Below are 20,632 nucleotides of genomic sequence, written 5' to 3' on the forward strand. Positions count from 1 at the left end.
TTAATTATACATGAATAATTTACTATGAAAGTTACACTGCTCGGCACAGGCACATCACAAGGAATACCGGTAATAGGCTGCCCCTGCGCAACATGCCACTCATCAAATCCCAAAGATAAACGCTTACGAGTTTCAGCTTACATTGAAGTCCCCGGATACGGAATTAACAACGACACTCTCAAAATTTTAATTGATACTTCCTCGGACTTCCGTCAACAAATGCTTACAAATAAGTTTGATGATGTTGATGTTGTTTTATTTACTCATCATCACATTGACCACATAGGGGGAATGGATGACTTACGCCAAATCAATCAGCAGAAGAAAAAGAAGATTGATATCTACGGCAACAAGCTTACTCTTGATGAAATAAAAACAACATTCAGATATGTACTCGATGAAAGATTACAAAGGCACAACTCAGTCCCGCTTATAAATTTTAACTATATTGATTTAAATCCTTTCAAGATTAACGGACTGGAAATTATTCCTATAGAATTTTACCACGGTAATCTTCCTATATACGGATACAGAATCGGTAACTTTGCTTACATAACTGACGCAAGCATGATTCCTGAATCTGAATTTGCCAAGCTGCAAAATCTTGATGTACTCGTGCTTAATGCATTAAGACACAGACCGCATCCTACGCATTTTAATCTTGAGCAGGCAGTTGAAGTCGCTAGAAGATTAAAACCGAAGCAGACATATTTTACACATATCACTCACGATATGGCTCACGAAGAAACAAATAAAACTCTACCGCCGGAAATACAACTTGGTTACGACGGCTTATCATTCAACTTATAATGTGAAATTTAACATTACGACATTTTACCTATGAAAAATACATTACATAAAGCCATAACAGAAGCAGGAAAGATTTTAAAAGAGAACTTTGAAGGCTCTTTTAAAATCGAAAGTAAAGATATGATTGCAAATCTTGTAACTGAGATTGATAAGAAATCAGAGGCAAAAATAATTGAAATTATAAAGAACGACTTCCCTCTGCATAATATTTTATCGGAGGAAATAGGGGCGCTTACACAGGAATCAAATTACAAATGGATAATTGATCCGATCGACGGAACTATAAACTTTGCTCATGCAATTCCGATAACTTGTATCTCTATAGGACTCGAGAAAGACGGTGAAGTTATCATGGGAGCAGTTTATAATCCCATGATGAACGAACTCTTCTTCGCTGAAAAAGGTCAGGGTTCTTACTATAACGACAGACGAATTCATGTATCAAAAGAAAGCAACTTTGCAAAGTCATTGCTTGTAACAGGTTTCCCCTATGACTCAAGCCGCAATCCTCATAAGCCGGCAGAAGTATTCAATCGTATTGTTTACGCTGATATTCCTGTAAGAAGACTCGGCTCTGCAGCGCTTGATTTATGCTGGACTGCAATGGGACGCTTCGAAGGATTCTGGGAATACAATCTCAACGCATGGGATGTTGCAGCGGGATGTATAATACTGACTGAAGCAGGCGGAAAACTTTCCGACTTCGAGGGCAAACCTCTTTCAATATACAATAAGGAAATTTTAGCAACTAACGGATTGATACATGAAGAGCTGAGAAAAATTATTAAGAACGAAAAGTAAGTTAACTTATCGTCTCACTTAGTTCTAATATTTCTATAACAGCAGAAGCAGCTTCATAGCCTTTGTTGTCTTTTCCTTCGAGGCTTCTTTCATAAGCCTGCTGGGGAGTAAGAGTTGTAAGCACTCCAAAGCCAACCGGAATTTCAAACTCAACGGATAAATTCATAAGTGTATGTGAGAGCGGCTCGCAGATATATTCAAAATGAGCAGTCTCGCCTTTTATCACGCAGCCAAGAGTTACAATGCCGTCGTACTTAGTAAGGTTGCAAAGCTTCTTTACAATCAGAGGAATTTCATAGGCCCCGGGCACAAAAAACACATCGATATTTTTTTCATCAAATCCCTTTTGTATTAGAGCAGATTTTGCTCCTTTAAGCAGAGCCATAATTATCGGCTCGTTATATTTGCTGATTACAATTCCTATTTTCTTTTGTGAAAAGTCCATGCTGTTTATTATATATTATGCTACTTTTTTAGGGAGCATAGCTCTCATTTTATCTATCTCTTTTTCGGAGATATAATATTTTCCCATATTACCCGCATCATTTTTTCTTCCGCCGTGAAAATCAGAGCCGCCCGATGTTAATAAATTAAACTTCGAAGCAATCTCTTTATATTTTTTGGTATCCGTTGCAGTGTGTGACGGGTGAATAACTTCAATGCCGTCAAGTCCCGCTGATTTAAAAATCTTTATCTCTTCTTCGTTAAAATATTTTGCAGGATGAGCAAGGAATGATAATCCCCCTGCTTCTTTTATTACTTTAAAAACTCTGTCGTAGTTTGGTCTTACTTTTTTCACATCGGCAACTTTATCATCGCCTATGTATTTTGAAAAAGCATCAAAGAAGCTTTTTACAAATCCCTGCTTCACAAGTGCATTTGCAATGTGAGGACGACCGATTGAAACCGTAGTCTTCAGATCTTCTTTTGCGTCATCATAGGTAATCGTGCTGCCAAGCTCATTGAGCTTTGTTATGATTTTCTTTATGCGCAAGATGCGCTCTTCCTGAATTTCGGTCAGAAGCTCTTTCATAACGGGAGCATTAGGGTCAATGAAATATCCGAGGATGTGCATTTCGCGATTCATGTATTCGCCGCTTATTTCAACTCCGGGGATGACTTCGATGTCCTCTTTCAGTCCCGTGCGGATAGCCTCCTTCAGTCCCCCAATATTATCGTGGTCAGTGATGCTTATTATCTTAGTACCCGTTTTCTGGATTTTCTTAACTATTTCAAAAGGCGAGAAGAAGCCGTCGGAGTAGTAAGTATGTAAGTGTAGATCTACCTTCATTTATCAAATGTACAACATAACTGAAACTTGATTGTGATTAAAGTCGGAAAATAGTCGGGTTTTTTGAATTTCAAATTTCATATTTAAATAGTCGGGTTTTGGTCGGCCTCTTATTTCTCCGTTATTGTAAAAACAGTAATTCTTATTTTTAATTTGAAAAAAGTCGGGAAAAAGTCGGGTTTCTGCAAAATAAGAAATCGTATCCAGGCCTGACAGGTTTTCAATCCTGTCAGGTCTGCTGTATACAAAATAATTCGCCAAGGCGAATCACATTTTATTCAGGCAACCACCCCTACCCCCCTCCTTCGTAAGGAGGGGGAAAACATAAATTGTTTTTAGTCCACGGCTTGAAAGCCGTGGCAATTCACCATATATAATTTACATCAATTGAAGATAAAACGGAAGTGTGGTTTACCTATTAGTAGGTATGGGTCAAATTTTATAAATTATTTTAAATATTTATTCGTAAATTAGTAGAATAGTTATTGACATGAAACTTCTTAGATTTATTACATATTCAGATTTCAAATTTTGTAGAAATTATAAAAGAGCATCTCTTGATGTATTTTTAAAAAATATACCTAAGGCATATCTTCTTCAATTTACAGCTTCCTTAGGATATAGATTGCTTTATAGAGAAAATAGTTTTGATATAAATAATGATACACTAATAACACTTTTTTTTAAACAAAAAAGGTTGTTAAAAAAATATTCTCGAGTCATAAATAAAATTCGGAAAGATGAGAAAATCGATGCAATCATTTTTACTCCTATAGCAAATCTTAAAATTCAACAATATGCAATTTTCAAAGGAAACGAAAAGAAAAAATTGAAAATTACAAAAAAGATCTTAAGAAACTTATTTAAAGCATATTTATACATTAATGAAACTTATAATGAGAAAATGAACCAGACTGTAGAAAAGCTAGAAGACAAAAGTAGAATAAACAAATTAATATTTGGTTATGTTACAATGCTTTTCCCACAAATTGAATTAGTAAATTCTGATGTGTTAGATTCATATTGTCAGTTCTTCAAAGGAATTTTTTTCTTTAAATATTTAAGTGAGTCAAGCTTAAAAGATTTTATTCCTCTATTTTTAAAATCAAAAGGATTTTCGACTTGGCCCGAATATATGAAAGTAGTTAATAGTATTAATATGTCTCAAACCAATTTAGATAAATATGTAAGTCAAGACAAAGCAACCTATATAATAACTTTTGCTACCGATCTAGAAAAAGAAATTAATTTTATGGCTAATTTAGATGTACGGTTGATAGATTTAAAAGATTACAAATATGATGATGATGATTTCAAAATATTAAGAAATTTTCCGGTTTTTAGATTAACTCAACATACTTTTGCTTTTTTAAATTTTAAATTATTCCAAGATAAGTTATTCCATAGTATACTGTTTGATTTTCACAAAATTTATAAAGAAACCAAAAAAAGCATATCTTTACCTAAATTTAAACAGCAATATTATTCCAAACATTTTATTGAAGAGTATTTATTAAGATATTTACTATTAAATTGTTTTCGTGGAAAATTTAATGTTAATAAAAGTACTGCTTATAATGATTTTGAGTGTTCAGATTATTACTTAGATAGTTTTAACAATTTAATTTTGATTGAATGCAAAGACATTCTGGTAAGTGAACAAATCAAAAATTCTTTTGATCCACCGTCAATAATTGAATATATAAATAAAATACTTGTAGAAGACAGTGGCGTAACACAAATAGTGAATGTTTTAAAAAAAATAGATTCAGGAAACTCCAGAGAAGTTCCTATTGATAACATTTTAAATAAATTTAATAAAGTTTTTGTATATCCTGTAATAATTTATACAGATAAAGCATTAGATTGCAATGGTATAAATTATCATTTAAATTCAATTTTTATGAAAGAGATTGCAAAAATAAACTTCAATAAAATCGAAGTAAAAAATTTAATTCTTATCAATATTAATACATTTATTAAATATTTTGAGTTATTTAAGAAAAAAAGATTTAATTTTTTGGATTACTTAAAAATTTATATTAAATATTTAAAAACGGATGATTCGGAATTGGCTGATTTTAATTCTATTTTCATCAGAGAGGTTGATAAGTTAAAAAAGAAAGTAAAAGTAACATACACACCTATTTTAGGAGAGTTTTGGAAAAATAATGATATTAAAATAGATTTATAAACTTCCCCCTCTTTCTTCATTTAATTATTGATTATTTTTAAGTAAATTCAATCTTTTATATCCGAAATATTGAACATAATTCTTATAACGGGAGGACCATCTGCCGAGCGCGATGTTGCCCTCTCTTCAAGCAGAAGTATATTAAAATCTTTAAGAGAACTCGGTCATAATGTAAAAGTTATTGACCCCGTCTATGGCGATGAATCTGTAAGCGAAGAAAAAATTTTTGAAGATAAGGTCAGCGGTGAATATCCTTCAGCTGAAAAACTTCTTGAAATAAGACGAACAGCCGATAGAAATATTTTACGATGCTTTAACTCTGATTTGTTTAATGATACAGATTTTGTTTTCTTAGGACTTCACGGAAAGTTCGGTGAGGACGGAAAGATACAGTCGCTGTTGGATTTGCGTCACATTAAATATACGGGTTCCGATTATTTTGCATCTGCGCTGGCATTTAATAAGGAAGTCGCGAAAATAATTTTCAGCAATAATAATATCCCAACTCCGCGATGGATGTTCTCACTTTCAGAGGAAGAAGCGCTTAGCGAGGAATTTTTAAAGAAGATTATTAAACAATTAGGTTTTCCTATCGTAGTTAAACCAGATGATGACGGCAGCAGTGTTGGCATAACAATTTTAAAGAACGAAAACGATTACGAAGCATATTCTATAGCAGTTCAGTTAGCATTTAACTACTCAGATAAAGTTCTTTTTGAAAAATATGTCGAGGGTAAAGAGTTAACGGTTAGCATCTTAGGAGATGAAGCATATCCTGTAGTTGAAATAAGACCTAAGAACGGAATCTACGATTACGAGCATAAGTACACGAAAGGCATGACGGAATATTTCTGTCCGGCAGAATTAACAGAATCCGAAACGAAAAGAATTCAGCATCTTGCGCTGACTGCTCACAGAGCGCTTGGCTGCAAGGTATATTCGAGAGTGGACTTTCTGCAATCGAATTACGATAAAGAGTTTTATTGCTTAGAAGTAAATACATTGCCGGGCATGACAGAGACTTCGTTAGTCCCGAAATCTGCGAAGGCAAAGGGAATGGAGTTTACACAATTGATTGATAAGCTGATAAAGTTATCGGTGGAGAAGTATTAGAAACAAAAGTTTCCCCCTCCTTACTAAGGAGGGGGATTAAGGGGGCGGTTAAAGGTAAGAGCAAATTTTGTTTGCAAGTTCTCATTAACCCCTCCCTGTCCCTCCCCTTAGTAAGGGGAGGGAAGAAAGACATTTGAATGGATTCGTATCAAGTGCGGGACTACAACAGGGTTGTAAAATAAATCTTCTTATCTTCTTATGGAAACTAAACCTGAAAAAGACGGTTTGCTAAAAATCGTTATGAGGTTTATAAAGTACAACAAGAAAGTAGTCTTGTTTTTAATTGTTCTTGGAACGCTATTGGTATTTGCATCAATCGGGAACAAAGGATTGATTTCAAGACTTAGAATGGAAAGCGAACGCAAGGCGCTTGAAGTCCAGCTGAAAGAAGAGCAGCAAAAGACAAAGGACTTACAAAAAGATATTGAAGATTTAAAAAGCTCAGATAAAAAAATTGAACAGACTGCCCGCGAGAAATACGGCATGACGAAAGAGAATGAGACCATCTACAAAATTTTAATCGACAGCACTAAATGAAAAATGTTGTAAGCACTTTAAAAGAAATTCTGGCAATACATTCACCGACCGGCTACACAATTGAAGTTATAAATCATATTGAATCTCTTTTTAAGGATTCAAAGCTGCACATAAAAAAAACAAATAAGGGTTCGCTGCTTGTTTCGTTTACGGAAAATCCGGAGCTTGTTATTACAGGGCACATTGATACGCTCGGAGCAATGGTAAAGGAAATTAATAAAGACGGCACACTTGTAATTACTGAGCTTGGAAGCTATCCTTTGAATTCATTTGAAGGCGAGTATGTTACAATAAGAAACTCAAAAGGTAAATTTTTCAGAGGAACGTTTTTGCTGAACAATCCTGCTTCTCACGTAAACAGAAAAGTGGGAACCGATGCAAGGTCACTTGAAAATATGTCAGTCAGAATAGATGCTCTCGTATGCGATGATGAACAGGTTAGAAAATTAGGAATTGAAGTCGGCGATTTTATTTTTTACGATACAAGATTTGAAACAACAGATACGGGATTTGTGAAGTCAAGATTTTTAGATGACAAGGCATGCGCAGCAGTAATGATTGAGCTGATTAAAGAATATGCGAAGTCAGGCAAAGCTAAGAATGTAGGATTTTATTTTTCGAATTATGAAGAAGTAGGGCACGGCTCATGCGTGGGCATTCCCTCTTCAACAAAGGAACTGCTTGTACTCGATATGGCTGTAGTGGGTGACGGATGCACAGGCCAGGAAGATGCTGTTTCGATTTGCGTGAAGGATTCATCGGGTCCTTATGATTTCACAGTAAATGAAAAACTTCGTAAGCTTGCGGAGAAAAATAAAATAAATCACGTAATAGATATATATCCCTATTACAACTCTGACGGAAGCGCAGCAGTGCGTTCCGGTTATGATGTTAAAGTAGGGTTAATCGGTCCCGGAGTATCAGCTTCGCACGGAGTAGAACGCACTCACGAAAAGGGACTTGAGGCAACATACAAACTAACAAAAGCATATATAGAAAATTTTTAAAAGTTTTTCCACATTAAATTCAGATGACTCACCTTTATTGTAAATATAAGGCCTGTCATCTTTTTTTATATAAGAAAAGTTTCGATAATGTTTCCCCCTCCTTACTAAGGAGAGCTTGTCCCGCACTTGATGCGGGAGGGCGGTTAAAGGAAAGAGCAATTTTTGTCTGCAAGTTCCCATTAACCCCTCCCTGACCCTCCCCTTAGTAAGGGGAGGGGAGAAGAACTTTATAAGTTAACCACCCCCTACCCCCTCCTTGAAAAGGAGGGGGGTGAAAGACAATTTGTTTTGAAGGGGAACATGTATAAAAAAATTTAAATGTCTGAACAAAAGAAAATAATTTTATCTGGAATGAGGCCGACGGGAGCCCTGCACATTGGGCACTACGTAGGCGCGCTTGAAAACTGGATAACATTGCAGAATGATTATCAGAACTATCATCTGATAGCTGATTATCATACGCTCACAACTTCTCTTGATACAGAGAATGTTTACAAAGATTCGATTGATATGGTAATTGACTGGATTGCATGCGGAATTGACCCGGAGAAGTCCCCTATTTTCAGACAGTCAAAAATAAAACAGCATACTGAGCTTCATCTGATTTTTTCTATGCTGATTACGAAGAATAGATTAGAAAAAAATCCTACACTGAAGGAACAGATACGTGATTTAAAAATGCAGTCTGTATCATATGGACATCTTGGCTACCCTGTATTGCAGTCAGCAGATATTTTATTGTACAAAGGTAATGCAGTTCCCGTCGGCGAAGACCAGGTGCCGCACGTAGAAATTACGAGACACATTGCAGAGCATTTTAATCAGGCATTTGAACTTAACGGAAAGAAAATTTTTCCGATACCTGAACCTAAGATTACGAAGTTTGCAAGACTGCCCGGACTTGACGGCAAGGCAAAGATGAGCAAGTCGCTCGGCAACGGAATTTTACTTTCAGATTCACATGATGAAATAAAAGCAAAGATGAAGAAGGCATTTACCGACCCGGCAAAGCTTAGAAAAGGCGACCCGGGTAATCCCGATATATGTTTAGTTTACTTGTATCATCAGAAATTTAATCCCGAAGAAGAGCCGGAAATAAGAGAAGGATGTCAAAGCGGAACTTTAGGGTGTTTTGATTGTAAAATGAAGTGTGCGGATAAGATAGCAGGACACTTCGCGCCCGTCCGTGAAAAAAGAGCAGAGCTTGAAAAAGATTTAAGTAAAGTTCTTGAAATAGTTGAAGACGGTGAAACACGAGCAAGAAAAGTCGCAGAAGAAACGATGATTGAAGTAAGAGAAGCGATGAAATTCGGTTAGTTTTAATTAACCACATCCCGCTAAAGCGGGACAGGAATTACACGGATTATTTTTACAGATTACACAGATTTTTTTAAAATATATTACAGATTTTGATTATACATAGATAGACTCTGTGTTCTTTGTGAGTAAAATCTGTGAAATCTGTGGTAAATTTAACAGAATTGTAATTTGATTTAGTATAAGCAATATTTGTTATTCCGCAGAAAATTTCCTTTGAAAATTGGCTAAAAACGCAGAAAAAGATAAACAATTACAGGAAGAATTAAAGAAAAACGGCGAAATCCCCAAACATGTTGCAATCATTATGGACGGCAACGGAAGATGGGCGAAATCAAAGGGCTATAACAGGGTGTTCGGGCATAAGGAAGGTGTTAATTCTGCAAGAGATATTGTTGAAGCATGCGTTGAGTTAGGCGGTATTAAATACCTGACTCTTTATACTTTCTCAACAGAAAACTGGAAGAGACCGAAGAATGAAGTTTCAGTCCTGATGACATTACTGATTAAAGCAATCAGAGGCGAGACAGAGAGGCTCCATCAAAACGGGGTAAGACTTATTGCATCGGGAAATCTTGCAACGCTTCCTGATAAAGTTATGGCCGAGCTGAACGACTGTATGGAATATACAAAGCATAATAAAAGATTAACTCTCAATCTTGCTTTGAGTTATAGCGGAAGATGGGATATAGTTAATGCAGTTAAGAACATAGCAAAAGATTACAAGAACGGAAAAATAACACAGACAGATATTAACGATGAATTATTTTCGGATTACCTTGTAACAAAATCAATTCCGGACCCTGATTTAATGATACGCACAGGCGGCGATTACAGGATAAGTAATTTTTTATTATGGCAGCTGGCCTACTCTGAAATTTATATAGATACAATTTACTGGCCGGATTTCAAAAGAAACAGTTTTTACAAAGCAATAGCAGAATATCAAAAACGCGAACGAAGATTCGGTCTTGTAAGCGAACAAATACAAAAGAAATAAACAAAACTTAATGCTCAACCACAGAAAAGTATTTTTATATTTATTATCGTTATTCATTTTTTCTTCCCTCTTATTTTCAGCTGAAAATATTTACTCGCAAACAGGCCCGCCTGTATATAAAATTGTAAGTATAAACACCAAGGGTAACAAAAATTACGATTCAAAAACAATTGTTTCATACACAGGTCTTCAGGTCGGACAGGAAATAGGAGTTCCGTCAGAAGAAACAAGAGATGCAGTAAAGAAGTTATGGAATCTCGGCTTATTTTCAGATATTAAAATTTACATAGATAAAAAATTCGGTACAGATGCTTACTTAGTTGTTGAAGTTGCAGAGTATCCAAGAATAGAATCTATAGAAATCACCGGCAACGATGATATGAGTACAAAGGATTTAGAATCCAAAATTAATTTAGTTAAGGGTGAAGTTATAACCGATCAGAAACTTAAAGATGTAGAATACAATCTCGGGAAATACTATGCAGATGAGGGTTATGCGCTTGCTACAATAAAGACCGATATGCTTGTATCTGCCAGCAATGAAGCAAGAATAAGAGTAAAGATAAATGAGGGCAAGAGCTTAACAGTAAGAAATATCAATTTTCAGGGAAACACCATCAAGTCAGGTGACCTGAAAGATGCCATGAAGGAAACTTCCGAAAAAGTGTGGTGGAAATTCTGGGAAGGCGCTAAGTTTGATAAGAAAAAATTTGAAGAAGATAAAAAATCCATTATTAATCTCTACAAAGAAAAAGGATACAAGGATGCAACTATAGTTGATAACGGGTTGAAGGACGAACTGAAGATAGATGCCGCAAAAGAAAATGTTAACATTTTAATTAAAATTGACGAGGGTAAAAAGTTTTATATAAACAACATAAAGTTTGAAGGAAATAAGCTATACAGTGATTCTCTTTTAAAAGGAAAGTTAGGCCTTAAAAAAGGTGACGTTTACAACATAAAAAAATTACAGCAGAATATTTTTAACAATGAGTCTGAAACAGACATTAGCTCAACATACCTCGATAACGGGTATCTTGCATTCAATGCTGATATAGACGAAAAAGTTGTCGGTGATAATAAAGTAGATTTAAAAATAAAAATAACTGAGAATAATCCTTTCAAATTTGGACTGGTAAACTTTGACGGCAACGATAAAACAAAAGATAAGGTTTTAAGAAGAGAATTGTACTCTATTCCCGGAGATTTTTTTACAAAGAGCTCTGTAAAAAGAAGTATGGAACAGTTAAGAGCGCTGAACTATTTCAATCCTGAAAAACTGAATTACGATATTTCTTTGGCAAACGATTCCACCGTGAATATGAAATACATTGTTGAAGAACGTTCAAGCGACCAGTTCAATGCTTCAGTCGGTTACAGCGGAAGTTTTGGTATTACAGGTTCATTAGGACTTACATTTAATAACTTTGATATTGCAGAACCTCTTTCAGGCGGTGCCGGACAGATTTTAAACTTCAACTGGCAGTTTGGTGAAGGCGGTACTTACAGAACTTTCTCTATCGGATTTACTGAACCTTGGCTTTACAATACACCCACATCACTCGGTGTGAATTTATATGATACGAGACAAAATTATTCGTATGACATCCGTGAAACAGGAGCATATGTAACAATAGGAAGAAGATTAAAATGGCCCGATGATTTCTTCAGAGTTGATTATCAGGTTAAGTATCAGAAAACAGATGTAATAAACGGTGATAATTATTATCAGACAGGTGTAAGAGACCAGATTGCACTTAAACAGATTTTAACACGTTCATCTGTGTTTGATCCTGTCTTCCCTACTTCGGGTACAAAGTTTCAGTTATCGACTGAGTTATCAGGCGGACCTTTCTTACCAGGTAACACAGAATACATAAAAAATATTTTTACTATCGATGCATATGAAGCACTAACACGAGACAGAAAATTAGTTTTATATTCAAACTTCAATTTCTCTTTTATTAATTCACTCGCAGACGATAAATATTTGCCGCCAACTGAAGTATTCTACATGGGCGGTAACGGTTTAACATACAACACAATTTCACTAAGAGGTTACGATGATAGAAACGTAGGACCAAAATCAACAAGCAATAGTCCTATCGGAGGTAAAGTCGCAGTAAAATACTCAGCAGAGTTAAGATACGCATTATCATTAGATCCTCTGCCGATTTTTATTCTTGCATTTGCTGATGCAGGTAACGTATGGGGAGATATTAAAAAAACTGACCCGTTTGATTTAAGACGTTCAGTCGGATTTGGTACAAGACTTTTATTGCCGGCAGTTGGTTTGGTAGGATTTGACTTCGGTTACGGCTTTGACAGACTTATTGAAGACAAGCAGGACCCGAAATGGTTATTCCACTTCCAGTTTGGAAGAGGATTTTAATTTTAATTTTAATAATTTAATAAATACTTAAGGAGAATTATTCTTTGAAAACATCAGTAATAAAAATGGCATTTGCCTTCGCCGCATTGTTAATTTTAATAGGAGCGGGAAAATCTTACTCTCAGGCAAAAGTAGCATTTGTGGATAGCGAAGTTATATTGAAGCAGTTACCTGAATCGCAAAAAATTCAGAAAGACATGGAAGCTATGCAGAAAGTTTATCTTGATACAATAGCTGCCAAAGAAAATGATTTGAAGACACAGGCTGAAAACTTCAAAGCAAAATACGAAGATGCTCAGAAGAAAGTTGAATCAGGTCAGATTAAAGGTGAAGCTGAACTAAAAGCCCTTAATGAAGAAATGCAAAATCTTCAAAGAGAAATTCAGACAAACGGTGAGGCTTTAGATAATTACAAACAAAAAGTTCAGAACGATTTGCTTTCAAAACAGCAGGAGCTTTTTAAACCGGTAAGAGATAAAGTTACAAAAGCAATCGAAGATGTTGCAAAAGATATGAAAATAAATTTTGTATTTGATAAAGCTAACGGAGCTTTAATTTACGGAGATAAAGAATCAGATATTACCTTTAAAGTTTTAGATAAACTAAAATAATTTTTTTATTTGAATCTATATATCCTGTTTTAAAAATTAAAATATTACCATGGCTAAATTAAAAATTGTTTTATTTTTTATAGTTGTATTGATAGGATACTCATCCCTCGCTTCTGCTCAGACAAAGGTAGGATATATAGATTCAAAAAAAATTATTGATGCTATGCAGGAATCAAGAGATGCCAAGACAAGACTTGATAACCAGGTAACAGAATGGCAGCTTGAGCTTACAAGATTGCAGGACAGCTTAAAAATTATTAAGGATGATTACGATAAGAAAAAACTGATTCTGACTGACGCATTAAAAACTCAGTTTGAAACCGATATAAAGAGACTTGATGATGCAATTACAAATTTTAAAGTTCAGAAGTTCGGCGAGAATGGCGAATACTTCCAGAAGCAGGTTGAGTTTATGAAACCTGTTCAGGATAGAATTTTTCTTGCTATAGAAAAAGTTGCCAAGGAAGACGGCTTTGATTATGTTTTCGATAGAAGCAGTGAAATACTTCTTTTATATGTAAACGAGAAATACGATTTAACTGCAAAGGTACAAAAAATTGTTGAAGGCAAATAAATTGCTTTATATTTAAGTGTTCTACTCAAAAGTTATAAATGAAACTATCAGAGATTGCAAAAATATTAAATGCTGATTTCGATAAATCGAAAGACATTGAAATAAAAAGAATCTCAAAGATAGAAACTTCCGAATTAGGCGATATTTCTTTTATCGCTAATCCCCAATACGAAAAATATTATCAGACTACAAATGCTTCGGCATTGATCGTTAACAAAGATTTCACTCCGGAAATTTTAAGAGATGAAATTACTTTGTTAAAAGTTGATGACTCCTATAACTCATTTGTGAAAATTCTTGATGAGTTTTCCAATGGATTTACCTCAGATAAAACCGGCATTTCTGATAAAGCATCAATAGAAAAAAATTGTATTTTAGGCAAAGATATTTTTATTGATGACTTTGTATCAATCGGTGATAACTGCACCATTGGAAATAATGTGAAAATTTTTTCCAACTGCTCGATTGGTGATAACGTAAAAATTTCAGATGGCACTACAATTTACTCAGGAGTTACAATTTATAACGATTGTGAGATTGGAAAGAACAATATAATTCATTCCAATACAGTAATAGGAAGTGACGGCTTCGGTCAGGCAAGACAGAATGACGGTTCATTCAAAAAAATTCCGCAGATTGGAAATGTTGTTACTGAGGAAGATGTTGAAATAGGAAGCAACTGTTCAATAGACAGAGCGACTTTAGGAGAAACGAGAATATGCAAAGGTGTAAAGCTGGATAATCAGATACAAATAGCGCACAATGTTATCATAGGAGAAAATACAGTTATTGCAGCGCAGACAGGTGTTGCAGGCTCAACTAAAATCGGCAAGAGATGTATGATTGGCGGGCAGGCAGGAATAGTAGGACATATAGAAATTTGTGATGATGTAATCATCGGCGCTTCAGTAGGAGTATCAAAATCTATTACTAAACCCGGTGTTTATTTAGGATACAGAGCTAAGCCGCAGTCAGAAGATTTGAAACAGGAAGTAAGAATAAGAAATCTCGATAAGCTCGAAAAAAGAATTAAAGAACTGGAAACAATTATAAAAAATTTTACCCCAAAATAAGAGATGTTTGAAAAACAACGAACAATAAAAAATGCGATTACACTTTCCGGTGTTGGATTACACACTGGAAATAAATCGAACATGACTTTCAAACCTGCTCCCGAAGATTTCGGAATCAGATTTAAAAGAACTGACATAGAAAATTCACCTGAAATTCCGGCAGATGTTGACCACGTAACGGATTTATCACGTGGAACAACAATCTCTGTTGACGGAGTAGAAGTGCATACAGTTGAGCACGTGCTTGCCGCAATTATGGGATGTGAAGTTGATAATCTTTTGATTGAGCTGGATTCAAACGAAGTACCTATTATGGATGGCAGCGCAAAAGCTTACGTTGAGACTTTACAGAAAGCAGAGTTTGTTGAGCAGAGCGCAAACAAAGATTATTTAATAATTGAAGATACAGTTCACTATCAGGATACAAAGAACAATGTTGATATAGTTGCGCTTCCTTTGAAAGATGACTTCAGAGTTTCGGTAATGATTGATTTTAACAACCCTGCTTTAGGCGTTCAGCATACGGGATTGTTCAGCATGCAGAAAGAGTTTGCAGAGGAGTTTGCTCCATCCAGAACATTTTGCTTCTTAAGCGAAGTCGAAATGCTGAGAGCAAATAATCTTATCAAGGGGGGCGATATTGATAATGCAATAGTAATAATGGATATGGATTTATCTGATGAAGATTTTGAAAGCATGAAGAAAAGATTAGGCATTGAAAAAAGTGTTATCATGGGTTCAAACGGAATTTTAAACAACAAAGATTTAAGATATAAAAACGAACCTGCAAGACATAAGCTTCTGGATTTAATCGGTGACATGGCTTTAATCGGTGCTCCTATTAAAGGTCAGATACTTGCAGCACGTCCCGGGCACAGAGCAAACGTTGAGTTTACAAAAATGCTGCGCAAGCTTTATCTTCAAAAGAAGCTTGAGAAGAAATATCAGATGATGAAGTCAGCAAAAGGTGTTTATGATATTGAAGCTATCTTAAAAATTCTTCCTCACAGATATCCGTTTGTAATGGTTGATAAAATCATTGAGATTGAAATGGGAAAAAGAATTGTCGGAGTAAAAAATGTAACTATAAATGAGCCGTTCTTTCAGGGACATTTCCCGGGAAAACCTGTTATGCCCGGCGTTATGATAATAGAAGCAATGGCTCAGACAGGATGTATTTTAATTTTGAATGAAATCGGCGATACATCAAATAAGCTTGGTTACTTTGCATCAATTAAAGATGCTAAGATGAAAAAACCTGTTGTACCCGGTGACCAGTTAGTGATTGAAATGGAACTGCTTTATTTCAGAAGCGGTATATGCAAGCTGAAAGGTAAGGCTTACAAAGGATACGTCGGCGGCGAAGTCGCATGTGAAGCAGAAATTACTGCTGCAGTTGTAGATAGATAAAAATTAAATCAATTTTGTATAAATAAAAAAGGCTATGAAAAATTTTCATAGCCTTTTCTTTTTATATAGAAAATAATTTGTTATTTATTGGTTAATGCTTCAACTCCCGGAAGTTTTTTGCCTTCTAAGAATTCAAGTGATGCTCCGCCGCCTGTTGATACGTGTGAAACTTTTTCATCCAGTCCTGCTTTTGCAATTGCGCTGGCTGAGTCTCCCCCGCCGATAATTGTTATTGCGCCTTTATCCGTTGCATCAGCTAAAGCTTTAGCAATTTGGAATGTTCCTTTTGCAAAGTTATCCATTTCGAATACTCCCATAGGTCCGTTCCAGATAATCGTTTTTGAATTTGAAATTTCGTCGCTGAAAGTTTTTATTGTATCAGGCCCGATATCCATTCCCATCCATTCGTTATGGTCATCAGGCAAAGCATCTGCTTTAAATACTTTTGATTCGGCAGTATTCTCAAATTTATCTGCGTAAACAACATCAGTTGGAAGTAATAATTTTTTATTCGATGACTTCGCTTTTTCAATCAACTCTTTTGCAAGTTCAACTTTATCTTCTTCTAAAAGCGATTTGCCGATATTATATCCCAAAGCTTTATAGAATGTAAACATCATCCCTCCGCCGATTAAAATCGAATCAGCCTTTGTCATTAAATTTTGTATAACGTCTATCTTCCCTGAAATCTTCGAACCGCCTAATATAGCACACAAAGGTTTTTGCGGATTATCAATAGCATCGGCAAGATAATTCAGTTCTTTTTCCATCAGATATCCTGCTGCGCATTCCTTAATGTAATGAGTAACGCCTTCAGTTGAAGCATGTGCTCTGTGTGCAGTGCCGAACGCATCGTTTACATATATATCACCATAAGATGCGAGCTTTTTTGCAAACTCTGCATCATTTTTTTCTTCCTCTTTATAGTATCTTAAATTTTCAAGTAATAATATATCACCGTCTTTCATTTCATTAATCATCTTGGGAACGTTTTCTCCTATACAATCATCAGCAAAAAATATTTTTCTTTGTAACTGATTTGATAAAAATTCGGCTACCACATCTAGTGAGTACTTCGGATTTTTTTCTCCTTTTGGTCTGCCAAGGTGACTCATGAGTATGCACTTTCCGCCGCGTGTGCAGATTGCAGCAATTGTGGAAAGAGATTCCATTATTCTTTTCGGGTCGGTAATTTCGCGGTTTGCGTCAAGCGGGACATTAAAATCAACTCTTACAAGTATTCTGTTTCCTTTAATTTTCTTTTGTTCGATTAAGTCGTTAATAGTGAGTTTGTTCATAGAAGTGTGTTGAAATTATGAAAATTAAAAATACTTATTCTAAAAAAGAAAATATATGGAGAAATGAATGAAAACCAAAGCCTGCGGTGAATTTCCGCAGGCTTACTATTAAAATCAGATATGATTTACCTGGATTGAAACCCTTACGCCGGAACCTGAGTTATAAAAATTCTTATAACCGTAATAATCTAAAAATCCATCTCTAATTGTATAAGCATACGCAGTATAATTTACTTGTGAGAGCGATAACGATTGAATAATGAACCTGCCGTCAGGATCTGTTACGCCAATTGTTTTAATAAAAGTTTCTCCCTGATAAATATCAATGTATGCCTTACAAACAGCCGGAGAAATTCCTACAGGTGTTAATTTCCAGACATAAAATTCCAGATCTGCGGCCCGGGTATTTTCTGAAATGTTTTCAGCTGCAGGTAAAGTTAAATCCCGGGAATTTTCTATGGGATTTGAGCATCCCGAAACCAACAAAACAAAAACTAAGAAAGAGGTAAGGGTTAGGGATAAGATGTAATGAAAAGTTTTCATATTCACTCCTAAAATAGTTTGTAACAATAATAGAGAATTCAAAAGTAAAATTACTTTTGCCGTTACTTATGAGAGTTATATGAGAGTGTTATAGATTGAAGGTTAATTTTGAGAGTAAGGGAAACACCGAATATAAATTATGAGAGTTATACAACAAGAGGATATTACCAATTGCGGATAAAAGCGGGGCTTTGCAGATATATTGTAATACGAAGTAAAAATTTAAAAGTTTTACTTTATTAACACCATTCTTTTAATGTCTCTGAAATCAATTGTTTCTAACTGATAGAAATATACTCCTGAAGATAATTTTGAAGCATCAAAACTGAATTCGTACCGGTCAGGCTCAAGCTGACTATTAACCAGAATTGAAACTTCTCTTCCTACTACATCAAATATTTTTAATGTAACAAATGACTGCTTAGGAATTGAGAAACTTATTTTTGTAACAGGATTAAACGGGTTCGGATAATTTTGTGATAACTTATATTCATTTGGAATTGAACCTGCAACAGGTGTTACACCCACAAAAAGAAAAGACTGTATGTTATCAATGAATACATTGTTTCCATAGCTGCTGTAAGCAGTAAACTTTACTTTGTTCGTTCCTAAAGGAAGCGGTAGAATTTTCGTTGCCCACTCACCATTTGAAGGAGCAGTGTATTCTCCGCTGCCTGATGCAGTTGTTAAATTATTAGAGCTGTTAATTCCCACCTGGGGTGTTTGCGTTGCAAATAAAGTTTTAAGTGAAATCCAGCTTGCACCATTGTCAGTTGATGTAAACACTCCGACTGAATCATTTGCCAATATGCCGCCGCCATCAACATAAAACCTGTATGCATAATCAAATTTTATATAATATGGTCCAGCTCCTATAGGAGGAAATTGATTGCTGATTAAAGACTGTGTTGTCCCAAAATCTGCAGACCAGAATTTAAACCTTGCTGACCCTGCACCTGTTCCAAAAGCGCTTGGTGTTTCCCTTGACCAGTATAATGCTCCTGCGTATTCCAGGCTCCAATATAAAGGCGGAAAATTTGTCTCAGCAAACGGCTGGTTTAACTGCAGAAGACCTGTGCGTTTAAATGTTATCTGCCTGTCAGGAGCTGTTGAATTTAATGAATCTCCCAAAGCATATGCTCTTGCTCTCCAGACTCCCGTAGATGAATCTCCGGCAGCTATACCTAAGCCTGATAGAATACTATCCAGACGTGAAACTCTTATCGAGCAATTAGTATCCAATCCTGAATTATCTGAAGTCAATTTTATTGTCGGAGGTTCTGAGTAAGTTCCGGAGTTTTTAAATAACCATTTGTAAGTTACGCCCGGACCTGATTTTCTCCATGAAAAAGTTATCAAACTTGTATCAACAGGCGAAGTTAAAATTGTTAGAGGACTCACAGGACTAACTAACGCAAATGGTGAGAGTGAAGCCTGCTGCCTTCTTAATGTGATTGTACGCGGTCCGTTGGTCGCTTTTATAGAATCTGTTCCGGGAGCACCAGCTCCTTTATATGCCCACACATCCCACTGACCGGCTGCAGAATCTGTTGCAGAGCCGTTATTGGTAAACCCGTTCGAAGCAAGAATATTATCTAATGCACCTAATGTTGTACTTATTGAATTTGTTGTTGAAGAAATAATTATTCTTCTCGGGGGAACTGCAGGGTTTCCAAAAATAAATTTGTACGAAGCTCCTGCCCCAGATGTATCCCATGATATAGTCACAGGTGTTGAAGAACCCGCTACTGTAACTATCCTTACATCAGATAAAGGCGACTGAAGATTGAATGCATTTAACTGTCTGTTTACAGCCGGTGGAATAATGAACGCATCGATTTCATTTCCTGATGAACCGAAATTACCTATGAGAGTTACTGACCCGTTTGAAGTATTGCATCGATATAATTTTCCTGCATCAGTATATGCGGCTAAAAAAAGTGAATCAGTCTCGGGGTCAAATGCCATTCCCTGAGCATAATTTATTGTGATTCCAAGGGCACCAATTAAAGTAGCTGCACCTGTAGTTTTGTTAATTAAATTAAGCGATGAAGTAGTTACATCGCAGCTGTACATTGCTCCTGAATTGTTTATTGCTATATCTATTGGAAATGTACTTCCAGTCATTGATGCTGCCTGAGTAGTAAGCGCACCGGTTGCAAGGTTAACTGTATATAATCTTCCTGACGCACCATCTGTTGATACTACATACATTACACTTGTATTTTTATCCCAAGCCATACCCGTAACAATATGGCCCGTACCAAGTCCTGATAGAGGCGCTATAGTACTTATGTTACCTGAAGCTGTGTCTATAGTAACCAGGTTTCCTGCGCCGGGTGCCGTGTATTCTAATGCGTAATAAATTCCTGATGTACTTCTCGCTGCTCCGAAAAGGGACCTCGATGAAGAAAAAAGCATGGTAAGACTTCCCGGTGTATTTAAAAATGATTTTACTACCCCTGTAGAACCATTTAATGCATCACCAAACCATCTACTCATATAACTCTGAACTGATGCGGATGGTTCTATATTAATTTGTTTACCCGGATTTGGATCTCTTAGAGCTGAATATATATTTTTATTCTGGGAAAATGAAATTCCGGAAATTGAAAGGACTATGACTGTAAGTAATAATATCGTAAAAATTCTCATAGAGCT

General features: G+C 35.6%; 18 protein-coding genes. 13 read left to right on the forward strand and 5 right to left on the reverse strand.

Features of this window, described 5'->3' with window-relative positions; translation table 11 throughout:
* Window positions 1-24: 24 nt before the first annotated feature.
* On the forward strand, window positions 25-810 hold the full coding sequence (locus tag JST55_03765) for an MBL fold metallo-hydrolase (protein MBS1492599.1): 786 nt from the start codon (window positions 25-27) through the stop codon (window positions 808-810).
* Between the two features lie 30 nt (window positions 811-840).
* Window positions 841-1,611, forward strand: a complete 771-nt coding sequence (locus JST55_03770; GenBank protein MBS1492600.1) for an inositol monophosphatase — start codon at window positions 841-843, stop codon at window positions 1,609-1,611.
* Between the two features lies 1 nt (window position 1,612).
* Here JST55_03770 and JST55_03775 read toward each other — a convergent pair whose 3' ends face one another.
* Window positions 1,613-2,056: a 6,7-dimethyl-8-ribityllumazine synthase gene (locus JST55_03775; protein MBS1492601.1), complete on the reverse strand. Its 444-nt coding sequence runs from the start codon at window positions 2,054-2,056 to the stop codon at window positions 1,613-1,615.
* A gap of 15 nt (window positions 2,057-2,071) precedes the next feature.
* Entirely contained in the window at window positions 2,072-2,902 is an 831-nt protein-coding gene (locus tag JST55_03780; protein MBS1492602.1) for a PHP domain-containing protein, read from the reverse strand.
* A gap of 490 nt (window positions 2,903-3,392) precedes the next feature.
* Between JST55_03780 and JST55_03785 the strand changes: the two genes are divergently transcribed.
* The 11 genes from JST55_03785 to JST55_03835 all read left to right on the forward strand — a co-directional run bounded on the left by JST55_03785 (window position 3,393) and on the right by JST55_03835 (window position 16,130).
* The gene (locus tag JST55_03785) at window positions 3,393-5,096 is read left to right on the forward strand and encodes a hypothetical protein (GenBank protein MBS1492603.1); all 1,704 of its coding nucleotides are present in this window, start codon (window positions 3,393-3,395) and stop codon (window positions 5,094-5,096) included.
* A 57-nt stretch (window positions 5,097-5,153) separates the two neighbouring features.
* Complete coding sequence (locus tag JST55_03790) at window positions 5,154-6,209, forward strand: D-alanine--D-alanine ligase (GenBank protein ID MBS1492604.1); 1,056 nt, start codon at window positions 5,154-5,156, stop codon at window positions 6,207-6,209.
* 198 nt (window positions 6,210-6,407) lie between these two features.
* The gene (locus JST55_03795; protein MBS1492605.1) at window positions 6,408-6,746 is read left to right on the forward strand and encodes a septum formation initiator family protein; all 339 of its coding nucleotides are present in this window, start codon (window positions 6,408-6,410) and stop codon (window positions 6,744-6,746) included.
* Window positions 6,743-7,753, forward strand: coding sequence for a M42 family metallopeptidase (locus JST55_03800; GenBank protein ID MBS1492606.1), 1,011 nt, complete (start codon window positions 6,743-6,745; stop codon window positions 7,751-7,753). The genes JST55_03795 and JST55_03800 overlap by 4 nt, the downstream gene beginning before the upstream one ends.
* Before the next feature lie 318 nt (window positions 7,754-8,071).
* Window positions 8,072-9,070 (forward strand): tryptophan--tRNA ligase, encoded by a 999-nt coding sequence (trpS, locus tag JST55_03805; protein ID MBS1492607.1) that lies wholly within the window; start codon window positions 8,072-8,074, stop codon window positions 9,068-9,070.
* 223 nt (window positions 9,071-9,293) lie between these two features.
* Window positions 9,294-10,070 (forward strand): isoprenyl transferase, encoded by a 777-nt coding sequence (locus tag JST55_03810; protein ID MBS1492608.1) that lies wholly within the window; start codon window positions 9,294-9,296, stop codon window positions 10,068-10,070.
* 10 nt (window positions 10,071-10,080) lie between these two features.
* Complete coding sequence (gene bamA / locus JST55_03815) at window positions 10,081-12,462, forward strand: outer membrane protein assembly factor BamA (protein MBS1492609.1); 2,382 nt, start codon at window positions 10,081-10,083, stop codon at window positions 12,460-12,462.
* Window positions 12,463-12,506: 44 nt separating this feature from the next.
* Window positions 12,507-13,073, forward strand: coding sequence for an OmpH family outer membrane protein (locus tag JST55_03820; GenBank protein ID MBS1492610.1), 567 nt, complete (start codon window positions 12,507-12,509; stop codon window positions 13,071-13,073).
* Between the two features lie 49 nt (window positions 13,074-13,122).
* Window positions 13,123-13,647: an OmpH family outer membrane protein gene (locus tag JST55_03825; protein ID MBS1492611.1), complete on the forward strand. Its 525-nt coding sequence runs from the start codon at window positions 13,123-13,125 to the stop codon at window positions 13,645-13,647.
* Between the two features lie 38 nt (window positions 13,648-13,685).
* Entirely contained in the window at window positions 13,686-14,720 is a 1,035-nt protein-coding gene (lpxD, locus tag JST55_03830) for a UDP-3-O-(3-hydroxymyristoyl)glucosamine N-acyltransferase (protein ID MBS1492612.1), read from the forward strand.
* A gap of 3 nt (window positions 14,721-14,723) precedes the next feature.
* Window positions 14,724-16,130, forward strand: coding sequence for a bifunctional UDP-3-O-[3-hydroxymyristoyl] N-acetylglucosamine deacetylase/3-hydroxyacyl-ACP dehydratase (locus tag JST55_03835; protein MBS1492613.1), 1,407 nt, complete (start codon window positions 14,724-14,726; stop codon window positions 16,128-16,130).
* Window positions 16,131-16,210: 80 nt separating this feature from the next.
* On the opposite strand, the gene JST55_03840 is transcribed toward JST55_03835, so the two are convergent.
* From JST55_03840 to JST55_03850, 3 genes are all read right to left on the reverse strand, one after another.
* Window positions 16,211-17,428, reverse strand: a complete 1,218-nt coding sequence (locus JST55_03840; GenBank protein MBS1492614.1) for a phosphoglycerate kinase — start codon at window positions 17,426-17,428, stop codon at window positions 16,211-16,213.
* Between the two features lie 114 nt (window positions 17,429-17,542).
* Window positions 17,543-17,971, reverse strand: a complete 429-nt coding sequence (locus tag JST55_03845; protein ID MBS1492615.1) for a hypothetical protein — start codon at window positions 17,969-17,971, stop codon at window positions 17,543-17,545.
* Between the two features lie 231 nt (window positions 17,972-18,202).
* Window positions 18,203-20,626 carry a T9SS type A sorting domain-containing protein gene (locus JST55_03850; GenBank protein MBS1492616.1) on the reverse strand — a complete coding sequence of 808 codons (2,424 nt, stop codon included), beginning with the start codon at window positions 20,624-20,626 and terminating at the stop codon, window positions 18,203-18,205.
* Window positions 20,627-20,632: the final 6 nt, after the last annotated feature.

This window comes from Bacteroidota bacterium, from assembly GCA_018266835.1.
Lineage (GTDB): Bacteria > Bacteroidota > Ignavibacteria > Tepidaquicellales > Tepidaquicellaceae > JAFDZO01.

Coding starts and splice junctions, on each gene's coding strand:
- JST55_03765 (MBS1492599.1), top strand. CDS start 25: ATGAAAGTTACACTGCTCGGCACAGGCACATCACAAGGAATACCGGTA.
- JST55_03770 (MBS1492600.1), top strand. CDS start 841: ATGAAAAATACATTACATAAAGCCATAACAGAAGCAGGAAAGATTTTA.
- JST55_03775 (MBS1492601.1), bottom strand. CDS start 2,056: ATGGACTTTTCACAAAAGAAAATAGGAATTGTAATCAGCAAATATAAC.
- JST55_03780 (MBS1492602.1), bottom strand. CDS start 2,902: ATGAAGGTAGATCTACACTTACATACTTACTACTCCGACGGCTTCTTC.
- JST55_03785 (MBS1492603.1), top strand. CDS start 3,393: ATGAAACTTCTTAGATTTATTACATATTCAGATTTCAAATTTTGTAGA.
- JST55_03795 (MBS1492605.1), top strand. CDS start 6,408: ATGGAAACTAAACCTGAAAAAGACGGTTTGCTAAAAATCGTTATGAGG.
- JST55_03800 (MBS1492606.1), top strand. CDS start 6,743: ATGAAAAATGTTGTAAGCACTTTAAAAGAAATTCTGGCAATACATTCA.
- trpS (MBS1492607.1), top strand. CDS start 8,072: ATGTCTGAACAAAAGAAAATAATTTTATCTGGAATGAGGCCGACGGGA.
- bamA (MBS1492609.1), top strand. CDS start 10,081: ATGCTCAACCACAGAAAAGTATTTTTATATTTATTATCGTTATTCATT.
- JST55_03825 (MBS1492611.1), top strand. CDS start 13,123: ATGGCTAAATTAAAAATTGTTTTATTTTTTATAGTTGTATTGATAGGA.
- lpxD (MBS1492612.1), top strand. CDS start 13,686: ATGAAACTATCAGAGATTGCAAAAATATTAAATGCTGATTTCGATAAA.
- JST55_03835 (MBS1492613.1), top strand. CDS start 14,724: ATGTTTGAAAAACAACGAACAATAAAAAATGCGATTACACTTTCCGGT.
- JST55_03840 (MBS1492614.1), bottom strand. CDS start 17,428: ATGAACAAACTCACTATTAACGACTTAATCGAACAAAAGAAAATTAAA.
- JST55_03845 (MBS1492615.1), bottom strand. CDS start 17,971: ATGAAAACTTTTCATTACATCTTATCCCTAACCCTTACCTCTTTCTTA.
- JST55_03850 (MBS1492616.1), bottom strand. CDS start 20,626: ATGAGAATTTTTACGATATTATTACTTACAGTCATAGTCCTTTCAATT.